Origin of the sequence: Nocardioides zeae, from assembly GCF_010686755.1 — a bacterium.
GTDB classification, from domain to species: domain Bacteria; phylum Actinomycetota; class Actinomycetes; order Propionibacteriales; family Nocardioidaceae; genus Nocardioides; species Nocardioides zeae.
This window is the reverse complement of the sequence record NZ_JAAGXA010000015.1, coordinates 40,761-60,513: the sequence shown is the minus strand read 5'-3', so window position 1 is coordinate 60,513 and position 19,753 is coordinate 40,761. Positions and strand designations below refer to the sequence as shown.

The following is a 19,753-nucleotide window of genomic DNA, read 5'->3' as shown; positions in this document are numbered from 1 at the left end:
GAGTCAGTCGGGGGCGGGCTCGGCGTGCACGGGCCCGCCCCGCGACGTCGCGGTCGCGCCGGCCACCGCCGCGACGACGCAGGCGATGGCCGCCACCTGCAGGGCGGTGAGCAGCTCGCCGAGCACGACGAGCGCCGCGACCGCGGCGGCGGCTGGCTCCAGGCTCATGAGGATCCCGAACACCGACGGCGGCAGGGTGCGGAGCGCGACCAGTTCGCAGCTGTAGGGGATCACCGAGCTGAGCAGCCCCACCGCGAGCCCGATGAGCAGCACCCGGGTGTCGAGGAGCACGTCGCCGTGGGCGGCGAGCACGTACGGCGTCAGCGGGAGCACCGCGACCAGGCTCGCCACGGCGAGCCCGTCGAGGCCCTCCCAGCGGGCGCCCGTCTGGGCGCTGAGCAGGATGTACGCCGCCCACGCGGCCCCGGCGAGGAGCGCGAAGCCCACGCCGACCAGGTCCAGGTCGGCCGGCTCCGCGCCGAGCAGCACGACGCCCGCGCCCGCGAGGCCGACCCACACCAGGTCCCGGATCCGGCGCGATCCCAGCAGGGCGAGGGTGAGGGGCCCGACGAACTCGATGGTGACGGCGATGCCGATCGGGATCCGGGCGAACGACTGGTAGATGGCCCAGTTCATCAGCCCGAGGCTGAGCCCGAAGCCCACCACGACGTACCAGTCCGCGCGGCTGCGGCCGCGCAGCGACGGCCGCACCCACGCCAGGAGCACGAGGGTGCTCGTCAGCAGCCGCAGCCAGACGATCGTCGTCGGCGACACCTCGCCGAAGAGGCTCTTGGCGAAGGCGGCGCCGATCTGCACCGACGCGATGCCGACCAGCACCAGACCCACCGCACGTCGCACGCGCCGATGCTAGTGCGGTGGGTCCGGCGGGTCTCAGACGGGCAGCTCGTCGTCCGGGCCCACGACGGGGCTCGGCACGCCCGCGGTGATGACGGTGCCGTCGGCGCGGTGGCCGCCGATGAGCGGGCGGTCGCCGAGCAGGCCGTCGATGCGGGGCCCGTGGCCGTCGAGGTCGACGACCACGTCGTGGCCGGGTCGCGCGACGTGGTCGACCCCGCGCACGCGGAAGGGGAACGCGCCCTCGTCGCCGCGGACCGCGACGGTCATCGTCTCCTGGGTGACGGTGATGTCGGCGGTGACGTCCTGCCAGCGCAGCGGGAACGACAGCGAGGGCCAGTCGACGGGCAGGCGCGGGTCGAACGAGAGCCGCCCGCCGTGGTCGCGCATGCCGCCGAACCCGCAGACGAGCGTCTGCCAGACGCCGCCCATCGACGCGACGTGCAGGCCGTCGACGGTGTTGCCGTGCAGGTCGGCGAGGTCCACGTAAAGCGCCGAGCGGAAGTACTTCATCGCGGCCTCGTGGTAGCCCACCTCGGCCGCCATCACCGACTGCACGACCGCCGAGAGCGTCGAGTCGCCCGTGGTGATGGGGTCGTAGTAGTCGAAGTCGGCCTTCTTCTCCTCCGGGGTGAACCGGTCGCCCTGGAGGAACAGCGCCAGCACGACGTCGGCCTGCTTGAGCACCTGGAACCGGTAGATCACCAGCGGGTGGTAGTGCAGCAGCAGCGGGCGCAGCTCGATCGGCGTGCGCGAGAGGTCCCACACCTCGCGGTCGAGGAAGTGCTCGTCCTGCGGGTGGATCCCGAGCGTGTCGTCGAACGGGATGGTCATCCCGGCCGCGCAGCGCGCCCACTCCTCCACCTCGTCCGGCTGCAGCCCGGTCCGCGCGACGATCTGCGTGTACGCCGCGGGGTCGCTCACGGCGACCTCGCGCACGGCCTGCACGGCCTGCTCGAGGTTGTAGCGCGCCATCACGTTGGTGAACAGGTTGTTGTTGACGACCGTCGTGTACTCGTCCGGGCCGGTGACGCCGTGGATGTGGAACGACGCGGCGCCGTTGGTGCGCCAGAACCCGAGGTCGGCCCACATCCGCGCGGTCTCCACCAGGATGTCGATGCCGTCGCGCACCAGGAACCCGGAGTCGCCCGTCGCGTCGACGTACTTGCTGAGGGCGTAGGAGATGTCGGCGTCGATGTGCACCTGGGCGGTGCCGGCGGCGTAGTAGGCCGAGGCCTCCTCGCCGTTGATGGTGCGCCACGGGAAGAGCGCGCCCTCCTGCGCCATCTCCCGCGCCCGCTCCCGCGCCGCCGGCAGCATCCGGCACCGGAAGTGCAGCGCGTTGCGCGCGGCGTCGGGCTGCGTGTAGGTGAGGAACGGGAGCACGTAGATCTCCGTGTCCCAGAAGTAGTGCCCCTCGTAGCCCGAGCCCGTCACGCCCTTGGCGGGGATGCCCTGCTGGTCGGCGCGCGCGCTGGCCTGCGCCAGCTGGAAGAGGTTGAAGCGGATCGCCTGCTGCAGCGCCGGGTGCCCCTCGACGCGGATGTCGGCGTCGGCCCAGAAGCGGTCGTACCAGGCGCGCTGCTCCGCGTGGAAGTGCGGGATGCCGAGGCGGCGCACCCGGTCGAGCGTGCGGTCGCAGCGGTCGGAGAGCTCGCGCACGGGCACGCCGCGCGACGAGTGGTAGGCGACCGCCTTCTCGAGCTTCACCGTGTTGCCCTCACCTGCGTCGACGCGCACGACGTACTTGGCGGAGTCCTCCTCGGCGTTGTGGATGATCTCGTAGGTGTCGTCGCAGGTCAGCAGGTGGTCGGCGGCGACCGCGACGGTCATGCGCGACCGCGCGCAGACGTAGCCGAGCATCATGCGCTCGTCGGTGGAGTAGTGACCGCGGGGGAGCAGCACGCGGTGGTCGAACCCGGCGGCCTTGCGGGGGTCGATGCCCTCGCCGAGGGCGGCGTCGGCGACGTGGTACTCGTCCTTGCCGTCCTGGCGGTTGAGCATCTGCGAGGAGATGACGATGGGGGCGTCGCCGTCGAGCATCGTGACCTCGAGGCTGAGCAGCGCGAGGTGACGCTCCGTCATCGACACCATGCGGGTCGAGACGACCCGCACGCGCTTGCCCGCCGGGGTGCGCCACACGAGCGTGCGCGTGAGGACGCCGGAGGCGAAGTCGAGGCTGCGCTCGTAGTGCTCGAGGTCCGCCGTGCCGAGGTTGAGCGGCTCGTCGTCGACGTAGAGCTTGAGCACCTTGACGTCGGGGACGTTGACGATGGTCTGGCCGGTGCGCGCGAAGCCGAACGCGCTCTCCGCGTGCTGGATCGGCCAGGTCTCGTGGAAGCCGTTGATGAAGGTGCCGTGCGCGTGGGCGTCGCGGCCCTCGGCGGGGTTGCCCCGCATGCCGAGGTAGCCGTTGGAGACGGCGAAGAGCGTTTCCGTCAGCCCGAGGTCACCCGGGTAGTGGTCGGTCTCGACGAACCGCCAGGGATCGATGGGGAACCGGCCACGGTCGAGCGGGTCCTCGGGGATGTCCTTGGTCATGGTGGCCATCAGGCGTCGCCCTCCCCGTCCGTCGAGCCGGGCACGAGGTCGGCCAGGTCGGCGACCACGAGGGTCGCTCCCGCGGCGGTGAGCGCCTCGGCGCCCGCGCCGCGGTCGACGCCCACGACGTCGACGAACCCGCCGTCGGCCCCCGCACGGACGCCGGAGACGGCGTCCTCGAGCACGACGCTGGTGGCGGCGGTCGCACCGAGCACCTCGGCGGCGTGCAGGAAGGTGTCGGGCGCCGGCTTGCCCGGCAGGCCCAGCTCGTGGGCGACGGCACCGGAGACCACGGTCTCGAACCGGTCGAGGAGCCCGGCGGCCTCGAGCACCGCCGGCGCGTTGGCCGACGACGACACGACGCCGAGTCGCACCGGCAGGGTCGCCAGGTGGTCGAGGAGCGCCACGGAGCCCGGGTACGCCGTCACCCCGTCCCGCTCGAGCACGGCGTTGAAGGCGTCGTTCTTGCGGTCGCCCAGCCCGCGCACCGTGTCGGTCTCGGGGCCGTCCGACTCCTCGCCCTCGGGCAGCGCGATGCCGCGGGACGCGAGGAAGTCGCGCACCCCGTCGTACCGGGGCTTGCCGTCCACGTGGTCGAAGTAGTCCTGGTCCGTGTAGGTCGAGGTGTCGCCCTCGCCCTTCCAGTCGGCGAGGAAGTCGTTGAACATGACCTCCCACGCCCGCATGTGGACCTCGGCGGTCGGGGTGATCACCCCGTCGAGGTCGAAGAGCACGGCGGCACGGTCGGCCCAGTCGATGTGTCGCGTCACGGCTACAGGCTAGGGGCCGGGCCGGTCGGGCGGGGCAGGCGCGTCGTAAACGGCCGGTGACGACCGCGTCTCACCCGCCCCGCCCCGGCTCAGATGACCCCGAGGGCCAGCATCGCGTCGGCGACCTGCGTGAAACCGGCGATGTTGGCGCCCGCGACGTAGTCGCCCGGCGTCCCGTACGCGTCGGCCGTCGTCAGGCAGCGCTCGTGGATGCCGCGCATGATCTCCGCCAGCCGCGCCTCGGTGTGCTCGAACGACCAGGAGTCGCGGCTCGCGTTCTGCTGCATCTCCAGGGCGCTGGTCGCGACGCCGCCCGCGTTGGCGGCCTTGCCGGGACCGAAGGCGATCCCGGCCTCCCGCAGCACGTCGACGGCCTCGGGCGTGCACGGCATGTTGGCGCCCTCCGCCACCAGCAGGCAGCCGTGGTCGACGATGAGCCGCGCGTCGGCGGCGTCCAGCTCGTTCTGCGTCGCGCACGGGAGCGCGACGGTCGCGGGGACGCTCCAGACGGAGCCGGTGCGGTGCTCGATGCCCCGCTCCTCGGCGTACGCCGTGAGGGAGGTCCGCCGCCGCTCCTTGACGTCGCGGAGGAGGTCGAGGTCGATGCCCGCCTCGTCGACGACGAAGCCGCCCGAGTCGGAGCAGGCGACGACGGTGCCGCCGAGCTGGTGGACCTTCGCGATGGCGTGGATGGCGACGTTGCCGGAGCCGGAGACGACGACGCGCCGGCCGTCGAAGGACGTGCCGCGATGGGCGAGCACCTGCTCGGCGAAGTAGACGAGGCCGTAGCCGGTCGCCTCGGGGCGCACCTGCGAGCCGCCCCAGGTGACGCCCTTGCCGGTGAGGACTCCCGACTCGTACCGGTTGGTGATGCGCTTGTACTGCCCGAAGAGGTAGCCGATCTCGCGCCCGCCGACGCCGATGTCGCCCGCGGGCACGTCGGTGTGCTCGCCGATGTGGCGGTAGAGCTCCGTCATGAACGACTGGCAGAAGCGCATGACCTCGCCCGGGCTCTTGCCCTTGGGGTCGAAGTCGGAGCCGCCCTTGCCGCCGCCGATGGGCAGGCCGGTCAGGGCGTTCTTGAAGATCTGCTCGAAGCCGAGGAACTTGACGGTGCCCGCGAGCACCGTCGGGCGGAAGCGCAGCCCGCCCTTGTAGGGCCCGAGGGCCGAGTTGAACTCCACCCGGAAGCCGCGGTTGATCTGCACGCGGCCCGCGTCGTCGACCCACGGCACGCGGAAGACGATCTGGCGCTCCGGCTCGCAGAGGCGCGTGATGATGCCGGCGTCGGTGTACTCCGGGTGCCGCTCCACGACGGGTCCGAGCGACCCGAGGACCTCCCGCACCGCCTGGTGGAACTCGAGCTCGCCGGGGTTGCGGCGCAGCACCTCGGTGTAGGCGTCCTGCAGGTGCGGGTCCAGCTCGTCCGTCACGGTTCGTCCTGTCGCTCGTCGTCGCTCGTCGTCGCTCGTCCGGGGTTCGGATCGGGCGTGACGCTAGCGAAACCGCGAAACGACGGTTTCAGCGGGGCGGTCGTCGCGCGGGATGGCCGTACGGCGCGGGAGCGGCCCGGTCTACCCTTGCGCCATGACCGGTGGCACGCCCTCGACCCCCGCCGCGCCTGCGGCGTCCAGCACCCCTGACATCAAGCCGCGTTCCCGCGACGTGACGGACGGGCTCCAGGCGACCGCCGCGCGGGGCATGCTCCGTGCGGTCGGGATGGGGGACGAGGACTGGGTCAAGCCCCAGATCGGCGTCGCGTCGTCCTGGAACGAGATCACGCCCTGCAACCTGCCGCTCGACCGCCTCGCGAAGGCCGTCAAGAACGGCGTGCACGCGGCCGGCGGGTACCCGCTCGAGTTCGGCACCATCTCGGTGTCCGACGGCATCTCGATGGGCCACGAGGGCATGCACTTCTCGCTGGTCTCCCGCGAGGTCATCGCCGACTCGGTGGAGACCGTGATGATGGCCGAGCGCCTCGACGGCTCCGTGCTGCTCGCGGGCTGCGACAAGTCGCTGCCCGGCATGCTCATGGCGGCCGCGCGCCTCGACCTCGCGAGCGTGTTCCTGTACGCCGGCTCGATCATGCCGGGCAAGGTCGACGGGCGCGACGTCACGATCATCGACGCCTTCGAGGCCGTCGGCGCCTGCCTCGCCGGCAAGATCTCCCGCGAGGAGGTCGACAAGGTCGAGCGCGCCATCTGCCCCGGCGAGGGCGCGTGCGGCGGCATGTACACGGCCAACACCATGGCCGCCGTCGCCGAGGCCCTCGGCATGTCGATCCCGGGCTCGGCCGCCCCGCCGGCCGTCGACCGTCGCCGCGACGGGTTCGCCCACAAGTCGGGCGAGGCGGTCGTCGAGATGCTGCGGCGCGGCATCACCGCCCGTCAGATCATGACGAAGGAGGCGTTCGAGAACGCCATCACCGTCGTCATGGCGCTCGGCGGTTCCACCAACGCCGTGCTCCACCTCCTCGCCATCGCCCGCGAGGCCGAGGTCGACCTGACGCTCGACGACTTCAACCGCGTCGGCGACAAGGTCCCGCACCTCGGCGACCTCAAGCCGTTCGGCAAGTACGTGATGTACGACGTCGACCAGAAGGGCGGCATCCCCATGGTGATGAAGGCCCTGCTCGACGCGGGCCTCCTCCACGGCGACTGCCTGACCGTGACCGGCAAGACGATGGCGGAGAACCTGGCCGACATCGCGCCCCCGCAGGTCGACGACGACGTCATCCGCACGATCGACCGCCCGATCCACGCGACCGGCGGCCTGACGATCCTCCACGGCACGCTCGCGCCCGAGGGCGCCGTCGTGAAGTCGGCCGGCTTCGACGAGTCGGTCTTCGAGGGCACCGCCCGGGTGTTCGACGGCGAGAAGGCCGCGATGGCGGCGCTCGCCGCGGGCGAGCTGAAGTCGCGCGACGTCGTCGTCATCCGCTACGAGGGCCCCAAGGGCGGCCCGGGCATGCGCGAGATGCTCGCCATCACCGGCGCCATCAAGGGAGCCGGTCTCGGCAAGGACGTCCTGCTCCTCACCGACGGCCGGTTCTCCGGCGGCACGACCGGCCTCTGCGTCGGCCACGTCGCGCCCGAGGCCGTGGACGGCGGCCCCATCGCCTTCGTCCGCGACGGCGACCCGATCACGCTCGACGTGGCCAACCGCCGCCTCGACGTCGCCATCGACGACGAGGAGCTCGAGCGTCGCAAGGTGGGCTGGGAGCCGCTGCCGCCGAAGTACACGCGCGGCGTCCTGGGCAAGTACGCCCGCACCGTCGGCTCGGCCGCCCACGGCGCGGTCACGGGCTGATCCGCTGCCGACCCGCTCGGCCGCCCCGGAGGAGCACCCCCCGTCCGCGGCCGAGCTCGACGCGCGGCACCCGCTCGCGGCGCACCACGTCCACCACGTGGGCGCCGCGGGCACGCTGGTCCGTCTCGGTGTCGACGCGCTCTGCCGGCCGCCTCCGCGCCCGCCCGCCCGGCTGGCCCGGCCCCTGGCGGCGCCCCGGCCCGGCGGGGTGAGGGGCGGGTGGCACTTTCCCCGGTCGACCGGGGAACACGCCGCTTTGACCATCAACGTTGATGGTCAAAGCGGTCGGTTCGGTGCACGCCGTTCGCTCGGTGGACGCCGTGTCCGCTGAGCGAACGCGCTCGACGGCCTCGTCCGCGAGGCCCCGACATCTGAACCCGGCGGAAGAAAACGCGGATCGGACGCGGCCCGGACGAGGAAAACGCGGACGTCTCAGCGCCCCCGGTCCGCGTTTTCCTCACCCGGGCGGCCGGCCCCGGGCGGCCGCCCCCGGCCGGCCCCGGCCGGCCCCGGACCAGCCGGGGGCCAGCCGGCCGGGCCGGGCACGTCGGACTACCGGGCAGCGCGCTCCGGCGCCGCACCCTCCCGCGCGAACGCCGGCCGCGCGAAGAACAGCACGATCACGATCCCGACGGCCATCGCACCCGCGGGGAGCAGCACGGCCTGGGCCATGGCGTCGGAGAACCGTGCCGCGACCTCGGGCGGCATGGCGCCCGTGCCCGTTCGGATCTCCTCGACCGAGCCGCCGGCGCCGGGGAGGTTCGCCGCGATCCGCGCCTGGATGAGTGCGGCGACGGCGGCGCTGCCCAGGACGGCGCCGATCTGCCGCGTCGTGTTGTAGACGCCCGACCCGGCGCCCGCCGACGACAGTGGCAGGTTGCGGGTGGCGGTGGCCGAGAGGGGTGCCCAGAGGAACGCGCTCCCCGCGCCGAAGAGCGCGAGGGGCAGCAGCACCTGCCACACCGGGCTGTCCGGCGACATCACGCGGCTGAGCCAGGCGAGCGCGACGGCCGAGAACAGGAACCCGACCACGGTGATGGCGCGGGGGTGGACACGGTCGACGAGCCGCCCCACGACCGGGGCGAGGAAGCCCGTCGCGAGGGCCATCGGCACGAGCAGCAGCCCGGTCTCGGTCGGTGACCAGCCGCGGGCGGCCTGTGCCCACAGCGTCACCGGGAAGCTGAACGCCGTCACCGCGAACGAGACGAGGGTGATGCCGCCGTTCGCCAGCGAGAAGTTGCGGTCGCGGAAGAGCCCGAGCGGCACCAGCGGCTCACGCTCGATGCGCGCCTGCCAGACGAGGAAGACGGCGAGCACGACGAGTCCGGCGACGATGAGGAGCGGCACCGAGAGGACGCCGGTGATGGTCCCCCAGTCGTACTTCTCGCCCTCCTGGATCCCGAACACCAGCAGGAACATGCCGACCGCGCTGAGCGCCACCCCGACCCAGTCGAAGGTGTGCGCGTGGGTCGGCAGCGCGGGCACGAGGCGCAGGGCGAGCACGAAGGCGACGATCCCGACCGGCACGTTGATGAAGAAGATCCACTCCCAGCCGGGGCCGTCGACGAGCACCCCGCCGAGGATCGGCCCGACGAGCGTGGCCACGCCGGCGGTCGCGCCCCACAGCGCCATGGCCGGGCCGCGCCGGGTCGCCGGGAAGGTGCGGGTGATGACGGCCATCGTCTGCGGCGTCATCATCGAGGCACCGAAGCCCTGCAGCACCCGCGCGACGATCAGGCCCTCGACGCTCGACGTCAGCCCGCACCACAGCGAGGCGAGCGTGAAGACGCTGAGCCCGACGAGGTAGATGCGCTTGGGCCCGACCCGGTCGCCGAGGCGGCCCGTCACGAGCAGCGGCACGGCGTACGCCAGCAGGTACGCGCTCGTCACCCAGATGACGCTGTTCACGTCGGTGTCGAGGCCGGTCATGATCGCGGGCGTCGCCACCGACACGATCGTCGTGTCCACGAGGATCATGAAGAAGCCGATGACCATCGCCCACAGTGCGGGCCAGGGGTTGGTCTCGGGGGTGTCCGTCGTCGGGGCGGGGGAGGCGGTCACGTCGGCCACGGCAGGTCTCCGTCGGTGAGTCGGGTGATGAGGGTGTCGAGCCAGGCGATCTCGGCGCGGCGCAGGTGGAGCGCCCGGTCGGCCTCGATCCAGTAGGCCTCCCACACGTCGCGCTCCCGCACGGAGGCGATGAGGCCCTCCAGCTCGGCGGCGTCCGTGCGGAGGATGGCGCGCTGGTGGGACAGGTCGGCGACCACGTCGGCGCGCGGCAGGTTGTGCGCCTCGGCGAGGCCGAGCGCGGCCTCGGGGTACGCCGCGGCCGGCGCCCGCAGCAGCTCCCGGAGGCGCGTAGTGAGGGCGCCGCGGCCCGCGTCGGTGATCCGGTACGTCGTGCGCTCGGGTCGGTTGCCGTCGCGCTCGGTGCCCGCGGCCTCTGCGAGCCCGGCGCCCGCGAGGCGCTCGACGGCGTGGTAGAGCGAGCCCGGTCGTACCTTGACGACGCGGTCCTCGTGGCGGTCCAGCAGCGTCTGGAACATCTCGTAGGGGTGCATCGGCCGCTCCGCCAGCAGGGCGAGCGCCGCGACGGCGATCGGTGTGAGCGCCACCGGACCTCCCGTTGTTCCGCACCGAATATTCCGTGCGGAACAATAGGCCGACGGGGTCGAGCGATCAAGCCGTGCGTTCAGGGGCGGGCGAACACCACGTGGTTCTGGGTGTAGCGGCCGGCGGCCCGGTCGTACGGCCCGGTGCACGTGATCAGCCGCAGCTCGTCGCCCGCGGTCGCCCCGAACACGAGCTCGGTCGGGAACCGGTCCTGCGCGACGGCCTCGGCCCGCTCGACGACGTAGGACACGGCCCGGCCGTCGGCGCGGTGGACGACGACGGTGTCGCCGACCTCGAGCGTCGCGAGGTCCGCGAACACCGCTGGCCCGTCGACCCCGTCGACGTGGCCGACGACCACCGTGGGTCCCCGCTCCCCGGGGCGGCCTCCGCCGACGTACCAGCCCACGTCGTCCGGGTCGACCGGCACCTCGAGCTCGCCGTCACCGCCGATGCCCAGGTCGACCGGCGCGGCGTCGACCCCGATCGCCGGGATCTCGACGCGCACCGGGCGCGCGTCGTCCTCCGTGGAGGACGACGGGACCGACGAGGTCGTCGCGTCCGACGAGGGTGCTGCGGACGGGGCCGCGGAGGTCACCGAGGACGGGGCCGAGGACGGGGCAGCGCCCCCGCCCCCGCCGCAGCCGGCGAGGGCCAGCGCGGCGAGGACGAGGGCGAGCGACCGGTACGGCGCGGCGCGCTCAGGCACGCCGGCGTGCGACCACGAGCCCCCCGCCCGCGGCCGCGACGGCGATGCCCGCGAGCCCGGCGACGGCCAGCGCCGTACCGGTCCCGTCGGTCCCGGCCTCCGCCACCGTGCCCCCCAGGCCGGTGTCGACGCCGCCGACGGGGATCTCCTGCAGCTGACCGCGCACGGCGCCCGCCGTGAACGCGGCCGTGTGGGTGTCGGCCGAGAACGACGTCGGGTCGGCCTCGAGGTCGGCCAGCGTGAAGCCGGTGCCCGTGTCGTTGCCGTCGTCGCCCTCGATGCCGGTCGTGAACGGCCCCTGCAGGCAGCCGCTGGACGTCCGGGTGTCGCCCTCGCCCTCCGGGTTCGGGAACGCGATCCGCGGAGGCCCGCCCTGCCCGGCCGGCGCGGCGTGGATGTGCGTCGCCGTGCGGGCGGGGCTCTGGTACTCGCCCGTCACGCCCGTGAGCGTGATGTCGTAGCAGATGACGTCCTCGTCGGAGTTCACCATGAAGGTGAAGGTGCCGGTCGCCCCCTCCTCGCCCGGGACGGACGCCCCCTCGGGGTCGATGATCGTGTCCGGGGTGGCCATCACGGTGTAGGCGCTCGTGAACGACGCGGGCCGGGGCACCTCCTCGTCGGCGGCTGCGGGCGCGGCAGCCGCGGCCAGTCCCAGCGGGGCAGCCACGGCGAGGGCGGCGAGACGGATGGGCGTGCGGGTCGTGCTCATGCGTGCTCCTTCGTCGGGGGCGCCCACGCAGCGCCCGTCACGAGGGGGTACGTCGCCCGGCCCGGCCCCGTTCACCGGCATCGAGAATTTCTCGGTACGGCGCTGAACGGGCCCCGCTCGCGCGTCGTACCCCCTGTCATGACCACGGCTAGGGTCGGTGCGATGTCCGACCTCGACCTCGCGGAGGCGCACCGGCTGCACGCGGGCGAGCTGCTGGGCTTCGCCGTCAACGCGCTGCGCGACCGCGGCGCGGCGGAGGAGTGCGTGCAGGACACGTTCACGCGGGCCTGGCAGGCGCGCGCCACCTACGACGCCACGCGCGCCTCCCTCCGCACCTGGCTGTTCGCGATCGCCCGGAACGCGGTGGTCGACCACCTGCGCGTCCGGGAGCGGCGCCAGCGCCGGGCCGCGGCGGCGGCTGCGGAGGCGGGGCTCGAGGCGCGGGTGGTGCCGCTCCACCGGGCGCCGGAGTCGGCGGTCGTCGAGGACCGTCTCGAGCTGGCCTGGGCGCTCGCCCAGCTCAGCCCCGCGCACCGCCGCGTCGTGGTCGCGGTCCGGTTGGAGGGGCTCACCTACGATGCCCTGTCCGCCCGGGACGGGGTGCCGGTCGCGACGCTGCGGACGCGGATGTACCACGCCCTGCGCGCGCTCCGCGCGCTGCTGGAACCGGAGGGGGAGCAATGAGCACATCGTCCGAGCGCCGCGCCGAGCTGGTCGCCGGTGCGGTCACCGGTCACCTCGACGAGGCGGAGCAGGCGGAGCTGGACGCGCTGGTCCGCGACGACCCGTCGGTCGCGCTCGAGATCGAGGAGCTGCGGGCGGTGTCCGAGCGGATCGGCGCTCTCGGAGCGTGGGAGGAGCCGCTGCCGTCTTCTGCTGTCGGTGCTCCGCGACGGCGGCGGACCCTGATCGCTGCTGCGGCGGCCCTCGTGGCGGGCGTCGGCCTCGGCACGGCCGGGACCCTCGTCGTGCAGCAGACGGGCGACGAGCCCGCGCGGACCGCGACCACCGGGCCGCCCGGGACCCTCGGCGTGGCCGAGCCCGTGCGGTTCGAGCCCGCCACCGGCGCCCCGGCTGCCGCCGCCGAGGTGCGCGCGGAGGTCATCCCGCACACCTGGGGCACGGAGGCGGTGCTCGACGTCGAGGGCCTCGCCGTGGGGGAGACCTACGACGTGCGGTTCCTCGATGCCGAGGGCTCGCCGGTCAGCGCGGGAGCCTTCCTCGGTTCCGCGGTGGAGATCCACTGCAGCCTCAACGCCGCGGTCCTCCGGGAGGACGTCGTGACGCTGCAGATCGTGGGCCCGGACGGCGAGCTGGTGCGGTCGGCGGACCTGCCGACCGTCGCCGGCTGAGCCGGTCTCGAGGAGCTCCCGAGCAGCTCTAGCAGCTCCCGGAACGGCCGACGGCCGCCGCCCCCGAGGGGGACGGCGGCCGCCGGTGGTGGTGCGGGTGGGGCGTCAGTCCACCGCGGGAACCGGGACGATCTCTCCGCGGCGGCCCGGCGCACCGTAGAGGTGCAGGACCAGGGCGTCGGCACCGCCGGCGCCGAGCAGGTCGATCGTGGCCCCGTCGGTGTCCTCGAACAGCGGACCCTCGGTGCGGATGCGGGGGTTGCCCGCGTCGTACTCCACCTCGCCGGTCGCGTCCGTGGTGCCGCCGACCGCCGCGTCGTACACGCCCGCCACGTAGGTGATGGGCGCGCTCGCCGTGCCGCTGGTCGGCAGGCCGATGGCCGCCTTGCGGACGGGGAGCAGGACCACGTCGGTGTCGAAAACGTTCGTGTCGACGTCGGCGTCGAAGAAGTTCACCGGCTGCTGGTCGACCGTGTCACCGGACTCCAGGTCGACGGTGACCGAGTAGAGGACGTCCGAGTCCGGGAAGAACTGGAGGTACGTCTCGTAGTCGGGGGTGCCGTCGCCGTTCACGTCGTAGTCGACGAACGGGATGCTCAGGCGACCCATCGTCGCCCAGTCGCCCCAGGTGTCGATGCCGAACCAGAGGTGGGTGCTCGACGAACCGGCACCGACGGACTGGAGGTCCATGCCGCGGTCCGAGCCCTGGTCGACGCAGCCGACCGTCTGCGTGCCCGTGCAGATCGGCATCTGGCCGCTGCGCGCGCCCAGCTCGAGCACGGAGACCACGGAGCGCTGGCGCGCCGTGCCCTCGCCCTGGTCGACGCCGTTGCCGCTCAGCACCAGCTGCTGGTTGGCGACCGACGCGGTCGTCGTGGAGTTGACCCGCGCGACGCCGTGGACCGGGACGCGCAGCGCCGGCTTGTTCGGGGCCGTGATGGTCAGGCGACCGGAGGCGGCCGAGACGAACTGGCGCGGGGTGGAGAGCTGCTCGACGTCCATCGTCGGGTCGATCTGGCGCTGGACGGCGCTCGGCGTGACGGTCATGGTGAGGGTGACCGACCGCTCCGAGCGGGCGGGGACGGTCACCGAGGTGGCCGACAGGCCGTAGCGGACGCCCGGCTGGTTCGTCGAGCCCTGCCAGCCCAGCTTGTAGGTGACCGAGGCGGACGAGTTGTTGCGCACCGTCACCGTCTTGGAACGGGTCGCGTTGGCCGAGCCGGCGGCGACGTTGACCACGCCGAACGTGGCGGAGACGGGGTTGTTGGTGCCGCTCGTCCAGGCCAGCGTGGTGGTCTCCGTCGCCGAGCGGGCGTCGATGCGACCGGCGCCGACGCGGGCCGGGCCGTACTTGGCGCCCGTGCGGCCCTCGTCGGTGAACAGGTCGTTGGTCGCGGTGTTCATGATCGCGGCCTTGACCTGCAGCGGCGTCCACTCGGGGTGCTTGGCGACGACCAGCGCGGCGACACCGGCCGTGACGGGCGCGGCCATCGACGTGCCCGAGAGCGAGGCGCTCCGGCTGCCCGTGCCGACGGCGGCCGAGCTGATGGTGTCACCGGGGGCGGCGACGTCCGGCTTCACGCCGTTGAAGGTGCCGTGGCCACCGCGGGAGGTGAAGCCCGAGACGGTGTCGGTGATGGCGTCGTCGTAGGTCGAGATGCTCTGCGCGAGGTCGCCGTCGAAGGTGATCACCAGGGTGCCCGCGGCGGCCGCGGAGCGGAGCCGCTCCGTCTCGGTGCCCGTGAGCTGGATGACCGGGATGTCCGGGTCGCCGGAGATGCCGGCGCCGAAGACGTCGAGCTCGCTGGTGAAGATCGCGCCGATCGCTCCCGCGGCCTTGGCGTTCGCGGCGCGGGCGATGGAGCCGCACCGCCGCGTGGCGTCGACGTCGTCCCACTCGAGCCAGGCGATCTTGCCGTCGACCTTGGCGGCGTCCGCCGCCGAGAACGCGTCACAGCCGTCGGCGTTGCTGCCGGGGACGGCCGCGACCGTGCCGGACACCGGCGGCTCCGAGGCGAAGTCGTAGGCCTGGGAGAACTGGCCGGCGGCGGGGCCGGCGAGGTTCGACGGGGCGGTCACGTTCACCGCGTCGCGGCGCTGCATCGAGTCGACGCTGCTCGCCACGGCGAGGGAGCTCGTCGCGCTGCCCGGGGAGCCGCCGGCGTCGGTGAGGTCGCCCTCGTTGCCGTTGGAGGCGACCGTGAGGACGCCGTGACGGGTCAGCGCGTCGATGACCGCGTTCTGCGGGTCGTCGGCCGGCACGAAGGCCGAGCCGAGCGACAGGTTGATGATGTCGAGGCGGTCGGAGAAGTCGCCGTCGCCGTTGGGGTCGAGCGCGTAGTCGAGCGCGGCGATGACCTCGTTGGTGCTGCCGCCGCAGCCGAACACGCGCAGCGCGTAGATCTCGGACTCGGGCGCCATGCCCGGGCCGATCTCGAGGGCGCGGAGGGTCTTGGGGCCGACCGAGGCGTAGTTGCCGGCGAAGGTGCCGCCGCCGGGCAGCACGCCGTACCCGCCCGCGCTGCCGGCCACGTGCGTGCCGTGGCCCTCGCAGTCGAGGGGGTTGGGGTCGGGCGCGGGGACCGGGTCGTAGGTCGGCGACGTGGGGTCGGCGTTGTAGTCGTCGCCCACGAAGTCGTAGCCGCCGGCGATCTTGGCCTGGCCGCGCGCGGGGAGCGCCTCGCGCCAGCCGTCCTCGGTGGAGGCCGCGTTGGCGGCCTCGAAGGCCTCGACCGTGCCGGGGCCGCCGAAGGTGGAGTGGGTGTAGTCGACGCCGGTGTCGATGACGCCGATCTTGACGCCCTTGCCGGTGTTGGCGCCGAGGTTCCAGACCGTGTTGGCCCGGACGAGCGCCGCAGCGCTGGAGTTGTCGAGCGTGCGCTCCGCGATGCGGGAGACCTTCGCGACGCCGGGCTCGGCGGCGAGGGCCTCGATGGCGGCAGGGGTGCCGGTGATGGACACGCCGGGCACCGCGTTGCTCACGGTGAAGGACGACGTCGCTCCCGAGTCGGCGGCCTGCGCGACGTCGACGAGCTGGTCGGCGGTCGCCTCGACCTGCGCGCGGCGCTGGGTGGCCTGCGTGCGGGCGGAGCTGCCCGAGCGCTGGGCGGCCACGTCGGCCGCGCCCGAACCCGTGATCTGCACGAAGACGGTCTGGCGGGCGTCGGTGTCGAGGTCGACACCGGGGGCGATCTTGGCCCGCTCGACCGACGGCGGCGTGGCCTCCGGGATCGGCAGGGGCGCGTCGCCGTCGCCGGGGGCGGCTGACGCGGGGGAGATGGTGAGCATGGAGGCGCCGAGCGTGGCGACGGCAAGGCCGACCCACCGACGTGGTGGTGTGAGGTGCACCCGAGATCTCGCTTTCCGAGCCCGACCCGACGCGTCCACGGGCCCGATCCCGCGGCCGGAAGACGTCCGGCGGTGCGAGCACTGTAGGTCCGAAAGGCGCTGTCGACCACGGGTCGCGACGAGGAATTTTCCAGACCGTGACCTACCTCCTCCGGTGGTGTCGGTGCCGGGTGCTGTGATGGGGGTCATGACCGAGAGCAGCAGTGCCGACCCCCGCGCCCTCCTGAGCGGCGACGACGTCCTCGCCGCGGACCTCCCCGACTGGCGCCTGCTGCTGCGGTCGCTGCACGCCCGCTTCGAGGTGGGGTACGACGCTGCCCTGGCCCTCGTCGCCGCGATCGGTGCCCACGCGGCGGAGGTCGACCACCACCCCGACATCGAGCTGCGCCACGGCTCGGTCCGTGTCGTGACGCAGAGCCACGACGTCGGCGGGGTGACCGCCCGCGACGTGGCGCTGGCCCGCCGGGTGTCGGAGCTGGCGCGCGAGCACGGCGCCCGGCCGGCGCCGGAGGAGGTCCAGGCCCTGGAGATCGCGCTCGACACCCCCGACCTCGCCCGGATCAAGCCGTTCTGGCGGGCGGTGCTGGGGCTCTCCGACGACCCGCGCGACGGCGACGAGCTGGCCGACGCGCGGGGCACGGGCCTCCCGGGGTTCTGGTTCCAGTCCAGCGAGCCGACCGAGGAGGACCGGTCCGGCGAGCCGGCGGGGCGCATGCGGTTCCACCTCGACATCACGGTGCCGCACGACGTCGCCCTCGACCGGGTGGAGGCCGCGCTGGCGGCCGGCGGCCGACTCGTCACGGCCGAGCACGCGCGCTCCTTCTGGGTGCTGGCCGACGCCGAGGGCAACAAGGCTTGCGTGTGCACGTGGCAGGACCGCGGCTGACGGCCGCGGTGGACCGTCATCTGGGACGGGCGTACCAGGATGTGGGACCGGATGGCAGACTGGTTGACGTCGTCCGGTCCTGACGGCGACCGTAGGCGCATGCGCATTCTTCTTGTACGCACGCGACGCGTGGACTGAGCCCGGAACCACTCCGAGCGCGTCCCCGCGTCACCCCTCGTCGCCATCAGGCCCGAGGGGTTTTTTGTTGGGCCGAGCCAGGTGGCGGACACTGTCCCCGCCGGTCCCGGGCCGACGAGCCGCAGTGCACGACCGATCGAGACCGCCCCCGCGACGACGCGGGAGCAGACAGGGAAGAACCGAGCCGATGAGTGAGCAGAGCGAGGCGTCCACGCCGACCGTGACCGGGGCGCAGAGCCTCGTCAAGTCGCTGGAGAGCGCCGGGGTCGACACGATCTTCGGCATCCCGGGCGGAGCGATCCTCCCGGCCTACGACCCCCTGATGGACTCCACGCAGATCCGCCACATCCTGGTGCGCCACGAGCAGGCGGGCGGGCACGCCGCGCAGGGGTACGCCGCGGCGACCGGCCGCGTCGGCGTCTGCATGGCCACCTCGGGTCCGGGGGCGACGAACCTCGTCACGCCGCTGGCCGACGCCCACATGGACTCGGTGCCGCTCGTCGCGGTCACGGGCCAGGTCGGCGCGTCCATGATCGGCACGGACGCCTTCCAGGAGGCGGACATCCGCGGCATCACGATGCCGATCACCAAGCACAACTTCCTCGTCACCGACCCCGCCGACATCCCGGTCAAGATCGCCGAGGCGTTCCACATCGCCTCGACCGGCCGCCCCGGCCCGGTGCTCGTCGACATCGCCAAGTCGGCGCTGCAGGCCTCGACGACGTTCCGCTGGCCCACCGAGCTCAACCTCCCCGGCTACCGCCCGGTGACGCGCCCCCACGGCAAGCAGATCCGTGAGGCCGTCAAGCTGATCCTCGAGTCCCGCAAGCCGGTGCTCTACGTCGGCGGTGGCGTGATCCGCTCGGGCGCCTCCCGCGAGCTCCGCCTGCTCGCGGAGTTCACGGGCATGCCCGTCGTCACGACCCTGATGGCGCTCGGCGCGTTCCCCGACAGCCACCCGCAGCACATGGGCATGCCCGGCATGCACGGCACGGTGGCCGCGGTCGCGGCGCTCCAGAAGAGCGACCTCATCATCAGCCTCGGCGCGCGCTTCGACGACCGCGTCACGGGCAACCTCGACTCGTTCGCCCCCCACGCGAAGGTCATCCACGCCGACATCGACCCGGCCGAGATCGGCAAGAACCGTCCCGTCGACGTGCCGATCGTCGGCGACGCCCGGGAGGTCATCGACGAGCTGCTCGCCCTGCTGACGTCGCAGGCCGACGCCGGGCACACCGGCGACTACGAGGGCTGGGTCGCCTTCCTCTCCGGGGTCAAGGGCCGCTACCCGCTGGGGTACGACGCGCCCCCGGACGGCGCCCTCGCGCCGCAGTACGTGCTCGAGCGGCTCAGCGACATCGCCGGCCCCGACTCCGTCTACTGCTCGGGCGTCGGGCAGCACCAGATGTGGTCGGCGCACTACGTGCAGTACGAGCACCCGCGCACGTGGATCAACTCCGGCGGTCTCGGCACGATGGGCTTCTCGGTCCCTGCGGCCATGGGCGCCAAGGTCGGCCGCCCGGACGCGACCGTCTGGTCCATCGACGGCGACGGCTGCTTCCAGATGACCAACCAGGAGCTGGCGACCTGCGCGATCGAGGGCATCCCGATCAAGGTCGCGGTCGTCAACAACGAGTCGCTCGGGATGGTGCGCCAGTGGCAGTCGCTCTTCTACGAGGGCCGCTACTCCAACACCGACCTGCACTCGAAGCGCATCCCCGACTTCGTGAAGCTGGCGGACGCCTACGGCTGCGTCGGCCTCTCCTGCGAGACGCCGGACCAGGTCGACGCGACCATCGAGAAGGCCATGGAGATCAACGACGTCCCCGTCGTCGTCGACTTCCGCGTGCACCGCGACGCCATGGTGTGGCCGATGGTGGCCGCCGGGTCCAGCAACGACGACATCAAGTACGCGCGGGACCTCGCGCCCACCTTCGACGAGGACGATCTGTGATGAGCGACAAGCACACTCTCTCGGTCCTGGTGGAGAACAAGCCCGGCGTGCTCGCGCGCATCGCGGCGCTGTTCAGCCGCCGCGGCTACAACATCGACAGCCTCGCGGTGGGCCCGACGGAGCACCCGGAGATCTCCCGCATGACGATCGTCGTCGACGTCGAGACGTCGCCGATGGAGCAGGTCGTCAAGCAGCTCAACAAGCTGGTCGAGGTCATCAAGATCGTCGAGCTCGACCCGACCAACTCGGTCAACCGGGAGCTCGTCATGGTCAAGGTCCGGGCCGACGCGGAGACGCGCGGCCAGGTGCTCGACACCGTGCAGCTCTTCCGCGCCAAGGTCATCGACGTCGCCCCCGACGCCGTGACCATCCAGATCACGGGCAACTCCGGCAAGATCGCCGACTTCCTGCGCGTGCTCGAGCCCTACGGCATCCGTGAGCTCGTGCAGTCGGGCATGGTCGCGATCGGCCGCGGCTCGCGTTCCATCACCGAGCGCACCGCGCGCCCGGTGCCCGTCCCGGTCCCGGCGGCCGGCTGACGCCACCCTCGGGGGCGCGGGTCCCCACTCGCG

15 protein-coding genes are annotated in these 19,753 nt (G+C 73.0%); 6 read left to right on the top strand and 9 right to left on the bottom strand.

Annotated elements, in window-relative coordinates; genetic code table 11:
• Positions 1-3: 3 nt before the first annotated feature.
• The 4 genes from G3T38_RS17995 to gdhA form a co-directional block, all read right to left on the bottom strand.
• Positions 4-858: an EamA family transporter gene (locus G3T38_RS17995; protein ID WP_338037751.1), complete on the bottom strand. Its 855-nt coding sequence runs from the start codon at positions 856-858 to the stop codon at positions 4-6.
• 33 nt (positions 859-891) lie between these two features.
• The gene (locus G3T38_RS17990; protein ID WP_163773886.1) at positions 892-3,396 is read right to left on the bottom strand and encodes a glycoside hydrolase family 65 protein; all 2,505 of its coding nucleotides are present in this window, start codon (positions 3,394-3,396) and stop codon (positions 892-894) included.
• A gap of 8 nt (positions 3,397-3,404) precedes the next feature.
• A complete protein-coding gene (locus tag G3T38_RS17985) occupies positions 3,405-4,166 on the bottom strand; it encodes an HAD family hydrolase (RefSeq protein ID WP_338037750.1) in 762 nt (253 codons plus the stop codon).
• Between the two features lie 89 nt (positions 4,167-4,255).
• Complete coding sequence (gdhA, locus tag G3T38_RS17980) at positions 4,256-5,587, bottom strand: NADP-specific glutamate dehydrogenase (protein ID WP_174268167.1); 1,332 nt, start codon at positions 5,585-5,587, stop codon at positions 4,256-4,258.
• Between the two features lie 166 nt (positions 5,588-5,753).
• Here gdhA and ilvD point away from each other — a divergent pair, with 166 nt between their 5' ends.
• The gene (gene ilvD, locus G3T38_RS17975) at positions 5,754-7,475 is read left to right on the top strand and encodes a dihydroxy-acid dehydratase (protein WP_163773840.1); all 1,722 of its coding nucleotides are present in this window, start codon (positions 5,754-5,756) and stop codon (positions 7,473-7,475) included.
• Positions 7,476-8,027: 552 nt separating this feature from the next.
• On the opposite strand, the gene G3T38_RS17970 is transcribed toward ilvD, so the two are convergent.
• From G3T38_RS17970 to G3T38_RS17955, 4 genes are all read right to left on the bottom strand, one after another.
• Positions 8,028-9,545, bottom strand: a complete 1,518-nt coding sequence (locus G3T38_RS17970) for a DHA2 family efflux MFS transporter permease subunit (RefSeq protein WP_338037749.1) — start codon at positions 9,543-9,545, stop codon at positions 8,028-8,030.
• Positions 9,533-10,090: a PadR family transcriptional regulator gene (locus G3T38_RS17965; RefSeq protein WP_338037748.1), complete on the bottom strand. Its 558-nt coding sequence runs from the start codon at positions 10,088-10,090 to the stop codon at positions 9,533-9,535. Before G3T38_RS17965 ends, G3T38_RS17970 begins: the two co-directional genes overlap by 13 nt.
• A 77-nt stretch (positions 10,091-10,167) precedes the next feature.
• Positions 10,168-10,794 (bottom strand): class F sortase, encoded by a 627-nt coding sequence (locus G3T38_RS17960; RefSeq protein ID WP_163773837.1) that lies wholly within the window; start codon positions 10,792-10,794, stop codon positions 10,168-10,170.
• Positions 10,787-11,503, bottom strand: coding sequence for a CHRD domain-containing protein (locus G3T38_RS17955; RefSeq protein ID WP_163773835.1), 717 nt, complete (start codon positions 11,501-11,503; stop codon positions 10,787-10,789). Before G3T38_RS17955 ends, G3T38_RS17960 begins: the two co-directional genes overlap by 8 nt.
• A gap of 162 nt (positions 11,504-11,665) precedes the next feature.
• On the opposite strand from G3T38_RS17955, the gene G3T38_RS17950 reads away from it, so the two are divergent.
• Positions 11,666-12,187 carry an RNA polymerase sigma factor gene (locus G3T38_RS17950; protein ID WP_206675923.1) on the top strand — a complete coding sequence of 174 codons (522 nt, stop codon included), beginning with the start codon at positions 11,666-11,668 and terminating at the stop codon, positions 12,185-12,187.
• Positions 12,184-12,855 (top strand): anti-sigma factor, encoded by a 672-nt coding sequence (locus tag G3T38_RS17945; protein ID WP_163773831.1) that lies wholly within the window; start codon positions 12,184-12,186, stop codon positions 12,853-12,855. The genes G3T38_RS17950 and G3T38_RS17945 overlap by 4 nt, the downstream gene beginning before the upstream one ends.
• Before the next feature lie 105 nt (positions 12,856-12,960).
• Here G3T38_RS17945 and G3T38_RS17940 read toward each other — a convergent pair whose 3' ends face one another.
• A complete protein-coding gene (locus G3T38_RS17940) occupies positions 12,961-16,143 on the bottom strand; it encodes a S8 family peptidase (protein WP_163773828.1) in 3,183 nt (1,060 codons plus the stop codon).
• 247 nt (positions 16,144-16,390) lie between these two features.
• On the opposite strand from G3T38_RS17940, the gene G3T38_RS17935 reads away from it, so the two are divergent.
• The 3 genes from G3T38_RS17935 (at position 16,391) to ilvN (ending at position 19,720) form a co-directional block, all read left to right on the top strand.
• Entirely contained in the window at positions 16,391-17,089 is a 699-nt protein-coding gene (locus G3T38_RS17935) for a VOC family protein (RefSeq protein WP_163773826.1), read from the top strand.
• 325 nt (positions 17,090-17,414) lie between these two features.
• On the top strand, positions 17,415-19,181 hold the full coding sequence (locus G3T38_RS17930) for an acetolactate synthase large subunit (RefSeq protein ID WP_163773824.1): 1,767 nt from the start codon (positions 17,415-17,417) through the stop codon (positions 19,179-19,181).
• Complete coding sequence (gene ilvN / locus G3T38_RS17925; RefSeq protein WP_163773823.1) at positions 19,181-19,720, top strand: acetolactate synthase small subunit; 540 nt, start codon at positions 19,181-19,183, stop codon at positions 19,718-19,720. The genes G3T38_RS17930 and ilvN overlap by 1 nt, the downstream gene beginning before the upstream one ends.
• Positions 19,721-19,753 lie beyond the last annotated feature (33 nt).

What these genes read in the sequence shown, in the direction of transcription:
- G3T38_RS17950 (WP_206675923.1), top strand. Translation starts at nt 11,666, where the DNA reads ATGTCCGACCTCGACCTCGCGGAGGCGCACCGGCTGCACGCGGGCGAG.
- ilvD (WP_163773840.1), top strand. Translation starts at nt 5,754, where the DNA reads ATGACCGGTGGCACGCCCTCGACCCCCGCCGCGCCTGCGGCGTCCAGC.
- G3T38_RS17935 (WP_163773826.1), top strand. Translation starts at nt 16,391, where the DNA reads ATGACCGAGAGCAGCAGTGCCGACCCCCGCGCCCTCCTGAGCGGCGAC.
- ilvN (WP_163773823.1), top strand. Translation starts at nt 19,181, where the DNA reads ATGAGCGACAAGCACACTCTCTCGGTCCTGGTGGAGAACAAGCCCGGC.
- G3T38_RS17955 (WP_163773835.1), bottom strand. Translation starts at nt 11,503, where the DNA reads ATGAGCACGACCCGCACGCCCATCCGTCTCGCCGCCCTCGCCGTGGCT.
- G3T38_RS17930 (WP_163773824.1), top strand. Translation starts at nt 17,415, where the DNA reads ATGAGTGAGCAGAGCGAGGCGTCCACGCCGACCGTGACCGGGGCGCAG.
- G3T38_RS17945 (WP_163773831.1), top strand. Translation starts at nt 12,184, where the DNA reads ATGAGCACATCGTCCGAGCGCCGCGCCGAGCTGGTCGCCGGTGCGGTC.
- G3T38_RS17940 (WP_163773828.1), bottom strand. Translation starts at nt 16,143, where the DNA reads ATGCTCACCATCTCCCCCGCGTCAGCCGCCCCCGGCGACGGCGACGCG.
- G3T38_RS17990 (WP_163773886.1), bottom strand. Translation starts at nt 3,396, where the DNA reads ATGACCAAGGACATCCCCGAGGACCCGCTCGACCGTGGCCGGTTCCCC.